The sequence below is a fragment of the Caulobacter sp. BK020 genome (genome assembly GCF_004342605.1).
In the GTDB taxonomy this organism is placed as follows: domain Bacteria; phylum Pseudomonadota; class Alphaproteobacteria; order Caulobacterales; family Caulobacteraceae; genus Caulobacter.
Genome location: NZ_SLZL01000011.1, coordinates 80,423 through 98,292 on the forward strand (window position 1 = coordinate 80,423; position 17,870 = coordinate 98,292).

At 68.8% G+C, this 17,870-nt stretch carries 14 protein-coding genes; 4 read left to right on the plus strand and 10 right to left on the minus strand.

Annotation, left to right across the window (positions count from 1 at the left end):
- Nucleotides 1-118 precede the first annotated feature (118 nt).
- The 4 genes from EV278_RS15020 to EV278_RS15035 form a co-directional block, all read right to left on the minus strand.
- Nucleotides 119-415, minus strand: coding sequence for a hypothetical protein (locus EV278_RS15020; protein WP_132092975.1), 297 nt, complete (start codon nt 413-415; stop codon nt 119-121).
- A gap of 104 nt (nt 416-519) precedes the next feature.
- Nucleotides 520-1,668 carry a molecular chaperone DnaJ gene (gene dnaJ, locus EV278_RS15025; RefSeq protein WP_132092978.1) on the minus strand — a complete coding sequence of 383 codons (1,149 nt, stop codon included), beginning with the start codon at nt 1,666-1,668 and terminating at the stop codon, nt 520-522.
- Between the two features lie 139 nt (nt 1,669-1,807).
- The gene (gene dnaK, locus EV278_RS15030) at nt 1,808-3,703 is read right to left on the minus strand and encodes a molecular chaperone DnaK (protein WP_132092981.1); all 1,896 of its coding nucleotides are present in this window, start codon (nt 3,701-3,703) and stop codon (nt 1,808-1,810) included.
- Nucleotides 3,704-4,098: 395 nt separating this feature from the next.
- Entirely contained in the window at nt 4,099-6,726 is a 2,628-nt protein-coding gene (locus tag EV278_RS15035; RefSeq protein WP_243692207.1) for a M1 family metallopeptidase, read from the minus strand.
- Nucleotides 6,727-6,852: 126 nt separating this feature from the next.
- On the opposite strand from EV278_RS15035, the gene EV278_RS15040 reads away from it, so the two are divergent.
- Entirely contained in the window at nt 6,853-7,488 is a 636-nt protein-coding gene (locus EV278_RS15040) for an alpha-ketoglutarate-dependent dioxygenase AlkB (protein WP_132092987.1), read from the plus strand.
- Nucleotides 7,489-7,658: 170 nt separating this feature from the next.
- Here the strand turns inward: EV278_RS15040 and dnaA are convergent, their stop codons facing one another.
- The 4 genes from dnaA to EV278_RS15060 form a co-directional block, all read right to left on the minus strand.
- Nucleotides 7,659-9,134 (minus strand): chromosomal replication initiator protein DnaA, encoded by a 1,476-nt coding sequence (gene dnaA, locus EV278_RS15045; protein WP_132092990.1) that lies wholly within the window; start codon nt 9,132-9,134, stop codon nt 7,659-7,661.
- A 421-nt stretch (nt 9,135-9,555) separates the two neighbouring features.
- Nucleotides 9,556-9,831, minus strand: a complete 276-nt coding sequence (gene rpsT, locus EV278_RS15050; RefSeq protein WP_018060940.1) for a 30S ribosomal protein S20 — start codon at nt 9,829-9,831, stop codon at nt 9,556-9,558.
- Between the two features lie 137 nt (nt 9,832-9,968).
- Complete coding sequence (locus tag EV278_RS15055; protein ID WP_132092993.1) at nt 9,969-10,757, minus strand: enoyl-CoA hydratase; 789 nt, start codon at nt 10,755-10,757, stop codon at nt 9,969-9,971.
- An 84-nt stretch (nt 10,758-10,841) separates the two neighbouring features.
- Nucleotides 10,842-11,735, minus strand: a complete 894-nt coding sequence (locus EV278_RS15060; protein ID WP_132092996.1) for a LysR family transcriptional regulator — start codon at nt 11,733-11,735, stop codon at nt 10,842-10,844.
- 102 nt (nt 11,736-11,837) lie between these two features.
- Between EV278_RS15060 and EV278_RS15065 the strand changes: the two genes are divergently transcribed.
- Nucleotides 11,838-12,722, plus strand: a complete 885-nt coding sequence (locus EV278_RS15065; RefSeq protein ID WP_132092999.1) for an NmrA/HSCARG family protein — start codon at nt 11,838-11,840, stop codon at nt 12,720-12,722.
- A gap of 43 nt (nt 12,723-12,765) precedes the next feature.
- On the opposite strand, the gene mutM is transcribed toward EV278_RS15065, so the two are convergent.
- Nucleotides 12,766-13,644 carry a bifunctional DNA-formamidopyrimidine glycosylase/DNA-(apurinic or apyrimidinic site) lyase gene (mutM, locus tag EV278_RS15070; RefSeq protein WP_132093002.1) on the minus strand — a complete coding sequence of 293 codons (879 nt, stop codon included), beginning with the start codon at nt 13,642-13,644 and terminating at the stop codon, nt 12,766-12,768.
- A 153-nt stretch (nt 13,645-13,797) separates the two neighbouring features.
- Here mutM and EV278_RS15075 point away from each other — a divergent pair, with 153 nt between their 5' ends.
- A complete protein-coding gene (locus tag EV278_RS15075) occupies nt 13,798-14,556 on the plus strand; it encodes a class I SAM-dependent methyltransferase (RefSeq protein ID WP_132093005.1) in 759 nt (252 codons plus the stop codon).
- Between the two features lie 23 nt (nt 14,557-14,579).
- Here the strand turns inward: EV278_RS15075 and EV278_RS15080 are convergent, their stop codons facing one another.
- Nucleotides 14,580-15,398: an alpha/beta hydrolase gene (locus EV278_RS15080; RefSeq protein ID WP_165916655.1), complete on the minus strand. Its 819-nt coding sequence runs from the start codon at nt 15,396-15,398 to the stop codon at nt 14,580-14,582.
- A gap of 706 nt (nt 15,399-16,104) precedes the next feature.
- Here EV278_RS15080 and ubiB point away from each other — a divergent pair.
- Complete coding sequence (gene ubiB / locus EV278_RS15085; RefSeq protein WP_132093011.1) at nt 16,105-17,640, plus strand: 2-polyprenylphenol 6-hydroxylase; 1,536 nt, start codon at nt 16,105-16,107, stop codon at nt 17,638-17,640.
- Nucleotides 17,641-17,870: the final 230 nt, after the last annotated feature.

Sequence of the window (17,870 nt, forward strand, 5' to 3'; positions counted from 1 at the left end):
AACGGATATCCACAAGCCCTGGGGACTAATCCCGCGAAAACCCACCGATGGAGCTTTCAGCCCATGGGCGGCGATGCGGAAGGGCGACGGCCGCCGCATACGCGACGACCGCGAAAGCCTAGGCGGCCTTCTGCAACTTCTTCAGCTTCTGAAGCGGCAAGGCTTTGGGCGCACGATCCGCGACGCACTGGTTGGAACCGTTCTCGATGCAGCCGTTATAAACGCAGTTGGCGATGTAGTTATCGACGCAGGCCCACCATTCGGTCGAGCCGCGCGTAAACGACGGATCGCAGAACCACCAGGCCTGCTGCTGGCAATAGGTCGGCGCGGCGCTGACCGGCGCGCTGACCATGGACATGCCCGTGGCTAGGCCGATGGCGACTCCAAGCAACGCCAATTTACGACGAATTTTCACTGAACACCCCTTTTAGTGTGCGCCAAGCGCGCACGCCATGAGAGTGTGCACCCTAAGGTTTTTCAACCCCAAATTTGCAACGATGAAAATAGTCGCGGGGGTGACTAGCTCCCCGTCACTTCTTCCCAGAAGCGCTTGGCCTTGCCGACGAAGTTGGCGGACTTGGGATTCTGTTTTTCGCCGCACAGGCCGGCCAGCTCCTGCAGGAGCTCCTTCTGCCGGGCCGACAGGTGGGTCGGGGTTTCCACGAACAGCTCAACCACCAGGTCGCCGCGCTGGCGGCTGCGCAGGGACGGCATGCCCTTGCCCTTCAGGCGGACCGTCTTGCCGGTCTGCGAGCCCTCGGGAACCTTGACGGTCATGCGGTTGGAGCCGTCGCAGTTCTCGCCGCCCAGCAGGCAGGGGGCGTCGATGTCGCCGCCCAAGGCCGCGACGGTCATCGGCACGGGCACGGTGCACAGCAGGTCCAGGCCGTCGCGCTCGAACAGCTCGTGCGGGATCACCGACAGGAACAGGTAGAGGTCGCCGCGCGGACCGCCGCGAACGCCGGCGTCGCCTTCGCCCGCCAGGCGGATCCGGGCGCCGTCATCGACGCCGGCCGGGATGCGCACCGACAGCACGCGCTCGCGGCGCACCTGGCCATGGCCGTGGCAGTTCTGGCAGGGGTCGAGCACCAGGCGGCCCGTGCCGCTGCAGCGGGGGCAGGCGCGTTCGACCGCGAAGAAGCCTTGGGTGGCCCGCACGCGACCCGCGCCGCCGCAGGTGCCGCAGACGGTCGGGCTGGTGCCGGGCTTGGCGCCCGAGCCCTCGCAGACCTCGCAGGTGATGGCGGCGGGAACCTTGATCTCGACCTCGGCGCCCGCATAGGCCTGCTCGAGGGTGATCTCCAGGTCGTAGCGCAGATCCTGGCCGCGCTGGGGACCGTTCGACTGGCGGCGGCCGCCGCCGAACATCTCGCCGAACACGTCGCCGAACACGTCGTTGAAGATGTCGCTGGCGTCGGCGCCGCCGAAGCCGCCAGGCCCGCCCTGGCCGTTCACCCCGGCATGGCCGAAGCGATCGTAGGCGGCGCGCTTCTGGGCGTCCGACAGCACCGAATAGGCTTCGTTGATTTCCTTGAACCGCGAGGAGGCGTTCTCGCAACCGCCGTTGCGGTCGGGATGGTGCTCCATCGCCATCTTGCGGAAGGCGGCCTTGAGGGCGGCGTCATCGCAGCCACGGGCCACGCCCAGGACTTCGTAATAGTCGCGCATCGTCAGGGTCGATCACTAGCCATGTTGGAATAGGAGGTGGGAGCGCCCCCGCCCGACCGCAAGCGGCGGGCAGGAGCCTTGTTCCCCAAAGGCGTCGCGGGGGAAACCTTCGTCAGGTGTTCAGCCCCGCGACCCATGGTCACGCCGACGGCTTGGAGTCGTCGACTTCTTCGAATTCGGCGTCGACGACGCCGTCATCGGCGGCGGCTTCCTCGCCGCCTTCAGCGCCTTGCTGGGCGCTGTACATCGCTTCGCCCAGCTTCATCGACGCCTGGATCAGGGCCTGGGTCTTGGCCTGGATGGCCTCGACGTCCTCGCCTTCCAGCGCCGACTTCAGCTCGGTGACGCCGGTCTCGATCGCGGTCTTCTCGGCCGCGCCGACCTTGTCGCCGTGCTCGGCCAGGGCCTTCTCGGTCGAGTGCACGATGGCCTCGCCCTGGTTCTTGGCCTCGACCAGCGCCTTCTTCTTCTCGTCCGCGGCCTTGTTGGCCTCGGCTTCCTTGACCATGCGCTCGATGTCGGCGTCCGAGAGGCCGCCATTGGCCTGGATGCGGATCGAGTGCTCCTTGTTGGTCGCCTTGTCCTTGGCGTGGACATTGACGATGCCGTTGGCGTCGATGTCGAAGGTGACCTCGATCTGCGGCACGCCGCGCGGCGCCGGCGGGATGCCCTGCAGGTCGAACTGACCCAGGAACTTGTTGTCGACGGCCATCGGACGCTCGCCCTGGAAGGCGCGGATCGTCACGGCCGACTGGTTGTCGTCGGCGGTCGAGAAGGTCTGCGAGCGCTTGGTCGGGATGGTGGTGTTGCGCTCGATCAGCGGGGTGAACACACCGCCCAGGGTCTCGATGCCCAGGGTCAGCGGGGTCACGTCCAGCAGCAGCACGTCCTTGACGTCGCCTTGCAGCACGCCGGCCTGGACGGCGGCGCCCAGGGCCACGACTTCGTCGGGGTTCACGCCCTTGTGCGGCTCGCGGCCGAAGAAGTCCTGCACGGCCTGCTGGACCTTGGGCATGCGGCTCATGCCGCCGACCAGGATCACTTCGTCGATGTCGCTCTTCTTCAGGCCGGCGTCCTTCAGGGCCTGTTCGCATGGACCGATGGTGCGGGCGATCAGGTCTTCCACCAGGGCTTCGAGCTTGGAGCGCGACAGCTTGATGTTCAGGTGCAGCGGGCCCGACGCGTTCATCGAGATGAAGGGCAGGTTCACTTCGTACTGAGCCGTCGAGGACAGCTCCTTCTTGGCCTTTTCGGCCTCTTCGCGCAGGCGCTGGAGGGCCAGCTTGTCCTTGCGCAGGTCGACGCCCTGTTCCTTCTTGAACTCGTCGGCCAGGTAGTCGACGACGCGCAGGTCGAAGTCCTCGCCGCCCAGGAAGGTGTCGCCGTTGGTCGACTTCACCTCGAACACGCCGTCGCCGATCTCCAGGATCGAGACGTCGAAGGTGCCGCCGCCCAGGTCGTAGACGGCGATCTTCTTGCCGTCGTTCTTTTCCAGGCCGTAGGCCAGGGCCGCCGCGGTCGGCTCGTTGATGATGCGCAGCACTTCAAGGCCGGCGATCTTGCCGGCGTCCTTGGTGGCCTGGCGCTGGGCGTCGTTGAAATAGGCCGGGACGGTGATGACCGCCTTGGTCACCGGCTCGCCCAGGTGGGTCTCGGCGGCTTCCTTCATCTTCTGCAGGATGAAGGCCGAGACTTCCTGCGGGCTGTAGTCCTTGCCGTGGGCCTTGACCCAGGCGTCGCCGGTCGGACCCTTGACGATCTCGTAGGGCACCATGGCCTTGTCCTTCTCGACCACCGGGTCGGAGGCGTTGCGGCCGATCAGGCGCTTGATCGCGAAAAGGGTGTTGGTCGGGTTGGTGACGGCCTGGCGCTTGGCGGGCTGGCCGACCAGGCGCTCGCCGTCCTCAAGGAAGGCGACCACCGACGGGGTGGTGCGCGCGCCCTCGGCGTTCTCGATCACCTTCGGCGACTTGCCGTCCATGATGGCCACGCACGAGTTCGTGGTGCCAAGGTCGATACCGATAATCTTGCTCATGTTGAGACCTGCAGCTCCTGATTGGCGGACGGCGGTGACAAGGGCCTTAAGGCAAGCGCCCCGGTTTTTCTCGAGCCGTCCCCGTCTGGTCGCGTTCTAACGGTTGATCCAAATCCTCGCCCTCCAGACGACGCCCGAAGGCGCCGACCGAAAGGAAAGCGTTCGTTCAATCGAAGTTGACGAGCCCGTCAACCCCGCTTCGATGCCCGATATGGGGGATAGGCGCCAGCCTGCAAGCCCAATCCCGCAGGGAATGAAGGGGAATCGTGACCTGCGACGAAATAGGCCGCGCCCGAAAAAGCGCGGCCCTTTCGTCAGATCGGCGTCGAGCGCGGCCCGAAAGCTTCAACTCGCGTTCGCTGAATCCGCTCGTCGAGCGAGCTCAGCGTCATGTCTCAGCCCTTCCGGGTCGCCCAGGCGGTGATCTGCGGCAGCGCCGCCTTACGGGTCTTGATCCGATCGGCGATCGAGGCCGCCGACTTTTCGGCCTCGCCGCGCGAGCCGGCCGGCAGGTTGGCGGCGGCGTAGGCCCGCACCTTGTCGATCATCGCCGGGTCGGCCGAGGCCTTGCCCAGGGCGGGGATGAACTTGGTGCGCGAGGCGGCGTCGACCTTGCCGTTCACCGCGTCCTTGTGGGCGACGGCGAAGTCGAAGGCCAGGTCCGGATGCAGCTTGGCCACCGTCGAGATCATGTTGGCCGACAGGGTCTCGCTGGGCTCGCCGGTCAGGGCCAGGTCCAGAGCCTTGGCGGCCAGGGCCGGATCCTGGGCCGCGGCCAGCTGGGTGTAGAGCTGGTCGCGGATCAGCGGCGTCTTTTCGGCCTTGGCCTGTTCGTGCAGGGCGTCCCAGGCGGCCGCGTCGGCGTTGCGGCCGACCGAGGCCAGGATCGCCTTGCGCAGCGGGCCGGGCACGGCGGTCGGGTCGGTCTTGTCGGCGGCGTAGCGGCGCTTGGCCTCGGCGACCACGGCCGGATCGCCCAGGGTGCTGAGCGCGCCGATCAGGGTGGTGCGCAGGTTGGCGACCGGAGCCGGCTCCCCGGCCTTGGCGGTCCAGCCCACCTGCTGGAACACCGGCGACAGGCGGGCGATGGCCAGCTTGCGGAAGGCGGCCCGGTCAGCCGGGGCGCTGTCGTACATGCCGTCGACATTGGTCAGGACGCCCGCGACCTTGGCCCAGACCTGGGGATCGGCGTCGGCCGGCGTGGCCATGGCCAGGTCCAGGGCGTCGGTGACGGCCTGCTGGCCGTTCAGGCCCAGGGCCCAGGCGTCGGAAATCACGCCCAGCTGGTCGATGGCCGGCAGCTTGGCGAAGCTGGCCGAGACGCCGGCGAAAGCCTGGGGCGTGTAGAGGGTGCGGAAATAGCCGGCCTGGCCGGCGTTGACGACCACCGGGCCGCAGCCGTCGACGTTCAAGCTTCCCTTGCCGCCCTCGACCAAGGTCTTGGACACCGTGCTGGAGCCGGCCACCTGGGCCGAGACCGGCACGCGCCAGGCCAGGGGGGTCTTGGTCGGCCTGTCGCGGCTGAACTCGCCCTGGGTCAGGGTGACCGGGGTCTTGCCCGCCACACAGGCGCCGGCCTCGACGGTGATCAGCGGGATGCCCGGCTGCAGGGTGAAGTCGTGGGCGATGGCGGTGATCGGCTTGCCGGCGGCGACCTCGACTTCGCGCCACAGGTCGTCCGTCTGGGTGCCGCCGTGGGCGTTGGCCTTGATGTAGCGGCGCACGCCGTCGCGCCAGGCCTCGGGACCGACATAGGCCTCGAGCATGCGGATGACCGCCTCGCCCTTCTGGTAGGTGATGCCGTCGAAGGCCTGGCTGGCCTGGTCGACCGTCTCGACGTGCTGGACCACCGGGTGGGTGGTCGCCAGCGAGTCCAGGCCCATGGCGTATTCACGGCCGCCGACCGCGCCCAGCCGGCTGTTCCATTCAGGATGGAACCGCTCGGTGGCCCGGCCCTCCATCCAGGACGCGAACCCTTCATTGAGCCACAGATCGTCCCACCACGACATGGTGACCAGGTCGCCGAACCACTGGTGGGCCATTTCGTGAGCCACGGTGGTGTAGATGTTCTGGCGGTCGCCCTGGGTGGAGATCGCCGGATCCTCCAGCAGGGCGTATTCGAAGTAGAAGATCGCGCCCCAGTTCTCCATGGCGCTGAAGAACTGGCTCTGGCCGGGGGCGGCGATGTGATCCAGCTTCGGCAGCGGGTAGGGGACGCCGAAATAGTCGTTGTACCACTGCAGGATCGGGCCCGACGACTTCAGGGCGAAGTCGGCCTTGGCCAGGTCGCCCTTCTTGGTGATCACGCCCATCTCGACGTCGCCGACCTTGGCGGTGGCGCGGTCGAAGTCGCCCAGGCCGAAGAACAGCAGGTAGGTCGACATCTTGGGCGAGGTGGCGAAGGTGACCTTCGTCTTGCCGCCGCCGAGATCCTGCGTCTTGCTGACCGGCATGTTGCCGATCGCCATCTGGCCCGTCGGCACGGTGACCTGGACGTCGTAGGTGGCCTTGAAGAACGGCTCGTCCCACGAGGGGATGAAACGACGGGCGTCGCTGTTCTCGAACTGGGTGTAGAGGGCGCGCTTCTTGCCCTGGTCGGTGTCATAGTCCAGGGCGAACAGGCCGGCGGCCTGCTTGTAGATCTTGCCGCTGTAGTCGATGGCCAGGACGTGGGCGCCCTTGGCGACCGGCTTGTCGAAGGTGAAGGTGGCCGTCTGGGCCTGGGCGTCGACGCTGATCTGAGCCGCGCTTCCCTTGGCGGCGCCTGGGCCGGTGATCTGCGCCTTGGCGAAGGTCAGGTCGGCGGCCTGCAGGGTGATGGTCCGGGTCGGGGCGGCGACATTGATGTCGATCTTCACCGAGCCGGTGAAGGTCAGCTTGTCGGCGTCGGGCGTGAAGGCCAGATCATAGTGGGTCGGAACCACGCCGCGCGGCAGCTGGCTAGTGACGGTGGCGGCCGTGACGGCCGACCGCACGGGAGCGACGGTTGCGGCCAGGGCGGATCCGGCGGCAAAAACCAGCACGGCGCCAGCCGCGGAAGAGAGAAGTCGACGCATGAACGGCCTTGGATTGCAAAATTTGTTCGGCCGGCCTGCCCGGCGGCGCAAACCAGCACAGTCGCGGCGCATCTGGCCCATTAAATCTGTGTAATGTTCAGATCAATCAAGGTTCTGCCCGGTTTCGACCTGTGGCCCGGCGCGCTGGACCCCGCGGCGCAGGCCGATCTGCTGCGCCGGGTGCAGGCGGCGTTCGAGGTCGCGCCGCCGGCCCGCTACGAGACCGCCTACGGCAAGGCCATGAGCGTGGCCATGTCCAGTTTCGGCCCGCTGGGCTGGACCAGCGACAAGGCCGGCTATCGCTACGCCGACCGCCATCCGGAGACGGGCCAGCCCTGGCCGGCCATGCCTCAGGCGCTGCTCGACCTGTGGGCGGCGCTGGGCGACCCGGAGACCCCGCCGGACTCGGCCCTGATCAACCTCTATCGCGGCGACGCCCGCATGGGCCTGCACCAGGACCGCGACGAGGCCGATCCGCGCTTTCCGGTGCTGTCGATCTCGCTGGGCGACACGGCGGTGTTCCGGATCGGCGGGACGTCGCGCAAGGATCCGACCCGCTCGCTGAAACTGGCGTCCGGCGACGTCTGCCGGCTGTCCGGCCCGGCGCGGCTGGCCTTCCACGGCGTGGACCGGATCCTGCCGGGATCCTCAGGGCTCGTGCCCGGGGGAGGGCGGGTGAACATCACGCTGCGGCGGGCCTCTGCGGCTCTGCCACTTGCCCCCACCTGACCGCTCCGCGGTCTGTCCGCCCCCAGAGGGGGCGGAGCTTTGGCGCCGGGCGCTCTTCCCCCTCTGGGGGAAGACGATCGCGAAGCGATCCGTAGGGGGCAAGTGGTCACCGGCGCAAAAAAGGCGGCTCCGGGAAGCCGCCCTTTGTTCCTCCCGGAAAACCGAAACCCTCAGCCCCGCAGCTTGCGGGTGATCGTCTCCAGATCCTGGCTCAGGGTCGGATCCTCGGCGCGCAGGGCCTCGATGCGACGCACGGCGTGCAGAACCGTGGTGTGGTCGCGGCCGCCGAAGCGCCGGCCGATGTCGGGCAGCGAGCGGGTGGTCAGCTGCTTGGCCAGCCACATGGCCGCCTGGCGCGGGCGGGCGATGGCGCGGTTGCGGCGTTCGCTGAGCAGGTCGGCCTGCTTCATGCCGTAGTGCTCGGCGGCGGCCTTCTGGATGTCGTCGATGGTGATGCGCTTCTCGCCGGCCCGCAGGTGCGGCCGCAGGATCGCCTGCACCTCGTCCAGGGTCAGGCGCGAGACACCTTCACCGGCCCGGGCCGACAGGGTGTTAAGCGCGCCTTCCAGCTCGCGGACGCTGTCGGTGAAGCGGTCGGCCAGGAAGTTCAGCACCTCGGTCCGCATGGTCGGCTCGAAGCCGTGCTGGCGCGACAGGGCCTGAAGCTTGCGCTCCAGGATGCCCAGGCGCAGGGCGCGGTCGGCCGGCTCCAGGCCGCAGACCAGGCCCGCCGACAGGTGCGAGCGCAGGCGGGCGTCCATCTCGGTCATCGCCGCCGGGGCGCGGTCCGAGGAGAACACCACCCGGCGGCCGTCCTCGACCAGAGCGGTCAGGGTGTGGAACAGCTCTTCCTGGCTGGACTGCTTGCCGGCGATGAAATGCACGTCGTCGATGATCAAGAGGTCGGCGCCGCGCAGCTCTTCCTTGAAGGCGGCGGTCTGACGATCCATCACCGCGCGGACGAAGGTCGACAGGAAACGCTCGGCGGTCAGATAGACCACCCGCTTGGTCGGGGCCTGGCGCATGGCCTCCCAGGCCAGGGCGTTGAGCAGGTGGGTCTTGCCGAAGCCGTAGGGGCCGTGGAACAGCACCGGGTTGAAGTGGCCGTCGGCCCAGCTGGCCACCCGGCGCGCCACGGCGTGGGCGAACTCGTTGGCCGGTCCAGGCACGAAGGTGTCGAAGGTGAAGCGTTCCTGCAGGCCCTGGACCGGCGAGGCCTTGGCGCCATTGGCCGGCGCGGGGGCCAGGGCCGGTACGTCGCTGGACACCGGCAGCACGATCTCGATCGGCTCGGCCTTGGCCTCATAGCTGGTGGCGGCTCCGCCGGCGGCTTCGAATTCCAAGCGCGACTTCAGGTCCAGCCGGCGCGCGGTGGGGTCGTTGGCGGCCCACAGCTCGCTGACGCGACGCCAGGCGCTGCGGCGAATCCAGTCGCGCGCGATCCCGGTCGGCGTCACCACCACCACGTCGCCGACGGCGCTCTCGCGCAGGACGGCGGGCGCGATCCACGAGCCGAAAGCCGCGTCGCCCAGCTCGCGCTTCAGCACCACGCAAACCTTGTTCCAGACGACGCCCGCAGGCTCGCAGGCAACCGTCGAGAACGCAGCCGAGAACTCTTGGGTCACTACCCCGCCTTTGGTCGTCATCGGTCACCGCCTCGGTATTATGTCGTGTCATCTTCGATCGCCGCCCCCCATGGCGCACGACCGCGTCTCAAAACTCGTCATTGCCCAGCAGACACAGGGGCTTAATCGGCGAACGCAAGGGTTCGGCCGCCGCCAGTGATCTCCATGGACTGGAAGAGCGTTGAGACGCTTAAACTAGCCAGCGCCCCCCGCCGGTCAAACGGAAAACTTGCGTCCGTCGGCGGATATTTCTGTTGACTCGACAGACCTCCTCGCGGGCCAAGGGAATGCTATTTCGGAGCCCGATGTTCACCCGACCGAATGTCCCGGGGACAATCTTCAGTTTGAAAAAAAGCAATAGAAAAAGCCGACCGAGTTTCCTCGATCGGCTTTTCTAAGTCTTTGATTTCGCTAGCCGAACGGCGTTCGGCGAGAAACTGGATTAGGCAGCGGCCTGATCAAGCTTCTTCAGGCGAGCCGCCAGGCGCGAAACCTTGCGCGAGCCGGTGTTGGGGTGAACGACGCCCTTGGAGACGGCGCGCATCAGTTCCGATTGCGCTTCGATGAACGCGGCCTTGGCGACGGCCTTGTCGCCGGCGGCCAGGGCGTCTTCAAACTTGCGCAGGAAGGTGCGCACGCGCGAGCGGCGAGCAGTGTTCACTTCGGTGCGACGGGCGATCTTGCGGATCGCTTTCTTGGCGCCGGGATTATTGGCCATGAGTTGGACCTTCAAACGGACAGCCGCGCGGGCGGCCGCGAAGCAGGAGAAATCAAGAGCGCGCGGATATACGGGAACGGCCGCCCGGGGTCAATCCACAGGAGCGCCAGAATTTATCGCGCGCGTGCCCGGACCGTTCACGACCCCTTGAACGCCGGTTTGCGCTTCTCGACGAAGGCGGCCATGCCTTCCTTCTGGTCGTCGAAGGCGAACAGCGAGTGGAACAGCCGCCGCTCCAGCTGGACGCCCGTCGACAGCGTCGTCTCATAGGCGGCGTTGACCAGCTCCTTGTTCATCGCCGTGGCCAGCGGCGACTGGGCGGCGATCCTGGCGGCCACGGCCAGGGCCTCGTCGACCAGGGTGTCGGCGGGGAAGATCCGCGAGACGAGGCCGGCGCGCTCGGCCTCCTCGGCGCCCATCATCCGGCCGGTCAGGATCATGTCCATGGCCTTGGACTTGCCGACCAGGCGGGTCAGGCGCTGGGTGCCGCCGATGCCGGGCGCGACGCCGAGATTGATCTCGGGCTGGCCGAACTTGGCCGTGTCGGCGGCCAGGATGAAGTCGCACATCATCGCCAGTTCGCAGCCGCCGCCCAGGGCGTAGCCGGCCACCGCGGCGATGATCGGCTTGCGGGTTCCCTCGATCGCCCGGGCCCCGGCGGCGAAGAAGTCGTCCTTGAACATCTGGGCGTAGGACTTGTCGGACATCTCCTTGATGTCGGCCCCGGCCGCGAAGGCCTTCGCCGAACCGGTGACCACGACACAGCCGACCGCCTCGTCAGCCTGGGCCGCCGCCAGGGCCCGGGCCAGCTCGGCCAGCAGGGCGGTGTTCAAGGCGTTCAGCGCCTCGGGCCGGTTGAGCCGGATCAGGACCACGCCGGGCGCGGCCTCGGGGCTCTCGACGATCAGGGTCTGGTAGTCGGCCATCGGCGGGTCTCCTTTGAGCGTCGCCGTTATAGAGGGGCGGGCGGCTTTGGGGAGCCCCCGGCGGGGCGTCGCCTCGACCAACCCTTACAGCGCGATGAAGGCGGCCAGCTCATGCGGCTCGCCGGTCGGAAAGGCGGACTTGAGGTGATCAAGGAACGCCGAGACCCGCGCGCTGAGCAGCCGGCGCGACGGATAGAGCGTCCACAGGGTGGTTTCGGGCCCCTCGACGTCGCCCCAATGGGCCAGGCGGCCCGCCGCCAGGTCGTGGCTGACCAGCGACACCGGAAGGCGCGCGACGCCGACCCCTGTCCGAACCGCGTCGCGGACCATGATCATCGACGACAGGCCAAGGACGGGGTCGACCACCAGGGTCGAACCCCCGGTCGCGGTCGTGATGGTCCAGGACTCCGTTTCCGATCCTGTCCCGCGCACGACGGCCGGAACGGCCGAGCCGTCCATGGGCCGGACCAGACGGGGGCTGGCCACCACCACCAGCCGGTCGCGCAGGAACGGCCGTCCGACGAGGGTCTCGTCGGGACGCGGATTGACGCGGATCACCAGGTCATAGCCCTCCTCGACCATGTCGACGGCCCGGTCCTCCGTCGTCACCTCCAGGCGGACTTCCGGATATTTCAGGGCGAACTCGGCGGCCAGCCGCCCCATCGCCAGCTGCGAGAACAGCAGCGGCGCGCTGATCCGCAACACCCCGCGCGGGGTGCTGGCGCCCGAGGCGATCCCAGCCGCGGTCTCGTCGAGCTCGGTCAGCAGGGCGGCGGTTCGCTCATGGAGCGTCCGTCCCTCCTGGGTGAGCCTCAGCGTCCGGCCGCCGCGCTCGAACAAGCGCAGGCCGAGACTAGCCTCCAGCTCGGCGACCCGGCGCGACAAGGTCGCCTTGGGCCGCCCCGCCGCGCGGGCGGCGCGGCCGACCCCGCCGTGCCGAGCGACCAGGTTGAAATCCGCGAGGGCCAGCCAGTCCATGTGTTCCACCAGTGAGACGTATTGTCCAGATATAGCGGCTATTGGCCTTCGGATGGATCTCTAATTTCCGGAACGTTCCCTCGAACCTTCGGAGATTTTCCCATGACCATCCTCGTTACCGGCGCCACCGGCCGTGTCGGCGGCCACGTCGTCCAGCAACTCGTCCAGCGCGGCGCCGACGTGCGCGTGCTCGTCCGCGATCCCGCCAAGGCCGATTTCCCGGCCAGCGTGGACGTCGTCCAGGGCGACTTGCTCGACATCGACGCCGTGCGCGCCGCCTTCAGCGGCGTGCGCACCCTGTTCCTGCTCAACGCGGTGGCGGCCGACGAATTCACCCAGGCGCTGATCGCCCTGAACATCGCTCGCGAGTCCGGCGTCGAGCGGGTCGTCTATCTGTCGGTGATCCACGCCGACCGCTTCGTGAACGTGCCGCATTTCGCGGTGAAGTCCGGCGCCGAGCGGATGATCCAGCAGATGGGCTTTTCCGCCACCATCCTGCGCCCGACCTACTTCATGGACAACGAGCTGACGATCAAGGACGTCGTTCTGAACCACGGCGTCTATCCGATGCCGATCGGCGGCAAGGGCCTGGCCATGGTCGACGCGCGCGATATCGCCGAGGTCGCCGCGATCGAGCTGATCCGCCGCGACCAGGCGCCCGGAAAGCTGCCGACCGAGACCCTCAACCTGGTCGGCCCCGACACCCTGACGGGATCGGACGTGGCGGCGATCTGGTCAGAGGTCCTGGGCCGCCCGGTCGCCTATGGCGGCGACGATCCCAGCGGTTTCGAGCGGAACCTGGCCAATTTCATGCCCAAATGGATGGCCTACGAGATGCGCCTGATGGCCGAGCGCTTCGTCGGCGACGGCATGATCCCCGAAGCGGGCGACGTCGAGCGCCTGACCGGCCTCCTGGGCCGGCCGCTGCGCATCTATCGCGATTTCGCGACCCAGATCGCCGCGACCGCGGCGGAGGGTGCGCTTTGAGCCTGACAGGCTCGGCGAGGGACCGTCTTCCCGGAGGCGGTCCCTACAGCTGACAGACCGGACAGAAGAAGGTCGAGCGGCCGGCCTGGACCTCGCGGGCGATCGCGCCCTTGCAGCCGGGCGTGGGGCAGGGCTGGCCTTCGCGGTCATAGACCCGGAAGCGATGCTGGAAGTAGCCCAGCGCTCCGTCGGCGGCCGCGAAGTCCTTCAGGGACGAGCCGCCGACCTCGACGGCCTCGGCCAGCACCGCCTTGATCGCCGCCGCCAGCGGGCCCAGCCGCTTGCCGGCGATCAGCCCCGCCGGCTTGAACGGCGAGATGTGGGCCCGGTGCAGGGCCTCGCAGACATAGATGTTGCCCAGGCCAGCCACGGTCTTCTGGTCCAGCAGAAGGGTCTTGGGACCCTGCTTGCGGCCGGCGAAGGCCTTGACCAGGGTCCTGGCGTCGAACGCCTCGCCCAGCGGTTCGGGGCCCATGGTCGCGAACCAGGGATGGCGGTCCAGCCGGTCGGTGGCGACCAGATCCATGAAGCCGAACCGGCGCGGGTCGTAATAGGTGACGGTCGCGCCGTCCTCCCCATTAATGGCTTCGGTCTCGAAGACGACATGGGCGTGCTTGTCGTCGGGCGTCACTTGGCGAGCGAAGTCGCCGGGCCGGGCGGAACCCTCAGGCGCGGCGATTTCGAAGCGCCCGGTCATGCCCAGATGCATCACCAGGGTGTCGCCCCGGTCCAGAGGGGCCAGCAGGTACTTGGCCCGGCGGTCCAGCCGCAGGATCCTCGCCCCGGTCAGGCGCTGGACGAAGCCGTCGGGCAGGGGGAAGCGCAGGTCGGGGCGATTGGCGCGGACGCAGGCCAGGCGCACGCCGGCCAGGACGGGCTCCAGGCCGCGCCGCACGGTCTCGACTTCAGGCAGTTCGGGCAAGGCGGGACCTCGGCTAGGTTGGGGGCGCCAGATATCGATCATGCGCGGACCGGTTCCTAGGGCCGAGGTGCGCAAAACCGGTGACGGGGGGACGGTGAGGGCTATAAGAGCGAACCAAACCGGGCCGCGCCCCTTTCGATTTCGAGCGATTGCATGACCAAGGCCTCCGCCACCTTTGGATTCAAGGACGTCGATCCCTCGGCCAAGGCCGGCCTGGTGCGCGGGGTGTTCGACCGGGTCGCCAAGAACTACGACCTGATGAACGACGTGATGAGCGGCGGGGTGCACCGACTATGGAAGGACGCAGTCGCCGCGCGCCTGAACCCCCAGCCGGGCGAGATCATCATCGACTGCGCCGGCGGCACCGGCGACATGGCCCGCCGCTTCGCTAGGATGGCGCGCGCGGCCCAGGAGCGCCGGGGCGGCCCGGACGCGGCCGTCCACATCATCGACTACAACGCCGAGATGATCGCGGCGGGGATCGAGAAGGGCGGCGCGCCCGAGATCACCTGGACCGTGGGCGACGCCCAGCGCCTGCCGCTGCCCGACGCCTATGCCGACGCCTATGTGATCTCGTTCGGCATCCGCAACGTCACCGACATCGACGCGGCCCTGCGCGAGGCGCGGCGGGTGCTGAAGCCCGGCGGCCGGTTCCTGTGCCTGGAGTTCTCCAAGCCGGTGACCGAGCCCCTGGCCAAGGCCTACGACGCCTATTCGTTCAAGCTGATCCCACAGTTCGGCGAGTGGCTGGCCAAGGATCGCGACGCCTACCAGTACCTGGTCGAGAGCATCCGCCGCTTCCCCGACCAGAAGACCTTCGCCGGGATGATGGAGAACGCCGGCTTCAAGCGGGTGACGGTCACCAACTTCACCGGCGGCGTCGCGGCGATGCACCAGGGCTGGGCGCTGTAGGGGCGGGCGGCGCCTGGCAGCGACTAGCCTTCGGCCCCTTCGAGGAAGGCCAGCGCCGCGTCGACGAGGCCCGGGGCGTCGGACATTTCGTAGTGGGTGACGCCGGGCAGGATCGCCAGCCGGTGACGGACCATGCCGGCCCCGTCCCAGCCGGCGTCGCCCAGGCCCCCGCCCAGCAGCTGGTAGAAGCGCACGATGTGCTCGGGTTCGAACATGTCGCTGTCGCCATAGACCAGCAGGGTGGTCGGTTTCAGGGTCTTGGCGTCCTCCGACCAGTCGTAGGGCCTGCGGATCGCCTCGCCCATGCGGGCGACGAACTCCGGGAAATCCTCCACGCGGGGCGCCACCGCCTTGTAGGCGCCGTACATCGGCGTCTGCATGAACAGGGCCGCGCTCTCGCGGGTGACGCCCTTCTGCTGCTCGCGGATGTCTGGATAGAAGCCCGTGTCGGCATAGGGCGCGGAGGCCAGGACCAGCTTGCCCACCACCTCCGGGTGCTGCACGGCCAGACGGAAGGCGACCATGCCGCCGAACGAGAAGCCCAGCACATCCACGCGCTCGAAGCCCAGCGCGCGCACCACGGCGGCCAGGTCGTCGCCCATGGCGACGGGGTCGATCGGGCGCTCGGTCAGGGCGGTGCGGCCGTGGCCGTAGAGGTCGACGGCGATCACCGGGCGGCGCTCGGCGAGACGGCCCAGCACGGGACCGAACATCTCCATCGTCCCGAACCCGCCGTGCAACAGGAGCAAGGGCGCGCCGGCTCCCTGAACCTGGGGGCCGTGGATTTCGTAGCCGTAGCGGACCCCGCCCGCCTCGACCTGTCCCTTGTTGATCGGGTTCATCGTCAGTTCTCCGCTGTTCGCCCTTCCAGGACGTGGCCGGAGGTCGCGACCCGACAATCGCCCGTAGACTTTTCGAAGGGCGGGCTCCGCGACCGTCACCCGGCCGGCGGGCCTTTTGCCCCGCGCCCGCTTCCGGAGGGACGCCATACTGGCTGACGCGGGGCCGTCGCATATGGGTTTGCTCGGAAACAACCTGTCATCCCGGACAAGCTCGGCAAAGCCGAGCGCCGATCCGGGACCGCCGCAAACGCTGAGTTCACGGCCCGGTCCCGGATCTTCGCGCTACGCGCTCGTCCGGGAAGACACTCCGCCTTGTCATCGCGCCTCAAGCGCGTCGGGATGATTGGAACTCGATCCGCGTTACCCTTGCGGGCCAGCGGTCATCACAACGACCGCATCAACAGGCCGAATACATGACCGCTCCAGACTGCTCGCCAAAAACAGCCCAACGCCCCTTGCCCAATGGGGACCGTCCATACATGACGATCGCTTCTGGCCATACGCGATAGCCCTGCTGTTCGACGCAGGTCGGCAGGAAGCCGGCCTTCCTCCCGCCTTGATGACGTCCAGGCTCCGCTTTTCGTGACGCGCGGCCCCCTCGAAGCGAAAGCGGCCTTGACCGGGGCGCCCGGAGCGGGCTTTCAGGCCGGGACATGACGTTCCTTGCGCCTCCACGCCGCCGGTCGCCGATCGGGATCCTCGCCGCATGAGCCGGCTCGCCGCGGGCCTGCGCCTGATCGCCGCCGGCTGGGCCCTGGTCCGGGCCGACGCCCTGGTCCCGCGTGAGCTGGAGCCGGCGCTGCCGCCGTCGGCAAAGCTGGCGGGGCGTCTTCTGCGGCTGCTGGCCGGCGGGGCGGCGCGCAAGGGCCGGCCGGGCGAGCGCCTGGCGCGGGTGCTGGAGCGCGAGGGGCCGGCCGCCATCAAGATGGGCCAGTTCCTGTCGACCCGGGCCGACATCTTCGGGACCGCGTTCGCCGAGGACCTGTCGCACCTGAAGGACCGCCTGCCCGCCTTCCCACTGGAGGTCGCCAAGGCCGAGATCGCCCGCGGCCTGGGCCGGCCGCTGGACACCCTCTATGCCAGCTTCGAGGCCTCGATCGCCGCCGCCTCCCTGGCCCAGGCCCATTCGGCCACGCTGCGGGACGGGACCCGCGTGGCGGTCAAGGTGCTGCGGCCCGGCGTCGAGCGCCAGGTCGCCCGCGACAGCGCCGCCCTGCGCCTGGCCGCCGCCCTGGCCGAGCGCCTGGTCCCCGCCGCCCGTCGCCTGCGGCCGCGCGAGTTCGTCGAGGTGGTGATCCGAGCCCTGGACCTGGAGCTGGACCTGCGCTTCGAGGCCGCCGGCTGCGCCGAGCTGGGCGAGGCCATGAAGGTCGATCCCTACATGCGCGCCCCCGAAGTCGTGTGGGACGGGGTCGGCAAGCGGTTCCTGACCCTGACCTGGGCCCCGGGCCTGGCGCTGTCAGACCCCGCCGCCCTGGACCAGCCGGGCCTGGACCGCAAGGCCCTGGCCGAGGCCGTCACCCGGGGCTTCCTGGCCCAGGCCCTGGACCACGGCCTGTTCCACGCCGACCTGCACGAGGGGAACCTGTTCGTCAGCGTCCCAAGTCAGGGAGAGGGGGCTTCGATCGTCGCGGTCGACTACGGCATCCTGGGGCGCCTGGGTCCGGCCGAGCGCAAGTACCTGGCCGAGATCCTGTACGGCTTCCTCAATCGCGACTATCCGCGCGTGGCGGCGGTCCATTTCGACGCCGGCTACGTGCCCGCCCATCAGGACCGCGACGCTTTCGCCCAGGCGCTGCGGGCGGTGGGCGAGCCGGTGTTCGGCCGCGACGCCAGCGACGTGTCGATGGGCAAGCTGCTGGCTCAGCTGTTCGAGATCACCGCCCTGTTCGACATGGCCCTGCGGCCAGAACTGGTGCTGCTGCAGAAGACCATGGTCACGGTCGAGGGCGTGGCCCGCCGCATCGATCCCACCCATGACCTGTGGGCCGCCGCCGACCCGGTGGTGCGCCGCTGGATCGCCCGCGAGCTGTCGCCGGCCGCCAAGCTCCGCGACTTCGCCGACGAGGCCGCCCGAGCGATCAAGGCCCTGGCCCGCCTGGCCGAGACGCCGACGACTCCCGCGGTCGCCGTGGTCCAGCCCCGCCCTGCCCGGCCGCTGCTGTGGTTCCTGGCCGGCGCGGCGGTGGTGATCTTGGCCTTCGCGGCGGGGGTGTTCGCGGCGAGGCTGTGGCTGGCCTAAAGGCGGGTCCCCGCAGCAGACGCTGTCGCTCCATAACGGCGCGGCCGCTGCAAGCTCTGAGCCTAGGCCGGTCCCGGATCTTCAAGCTGCGCGCTCGTCCGGCGGACAGCCGTTTCTGGACATGGACGATCGTCCTGCCCCGCCTCGAAGAGGCGACTGGGGCCCACAACCTTCCGCAAGCTCGCCCAGGGGCGTTGCGCACCGCCCCTGGGTCCCGGGTCGCCCATCGG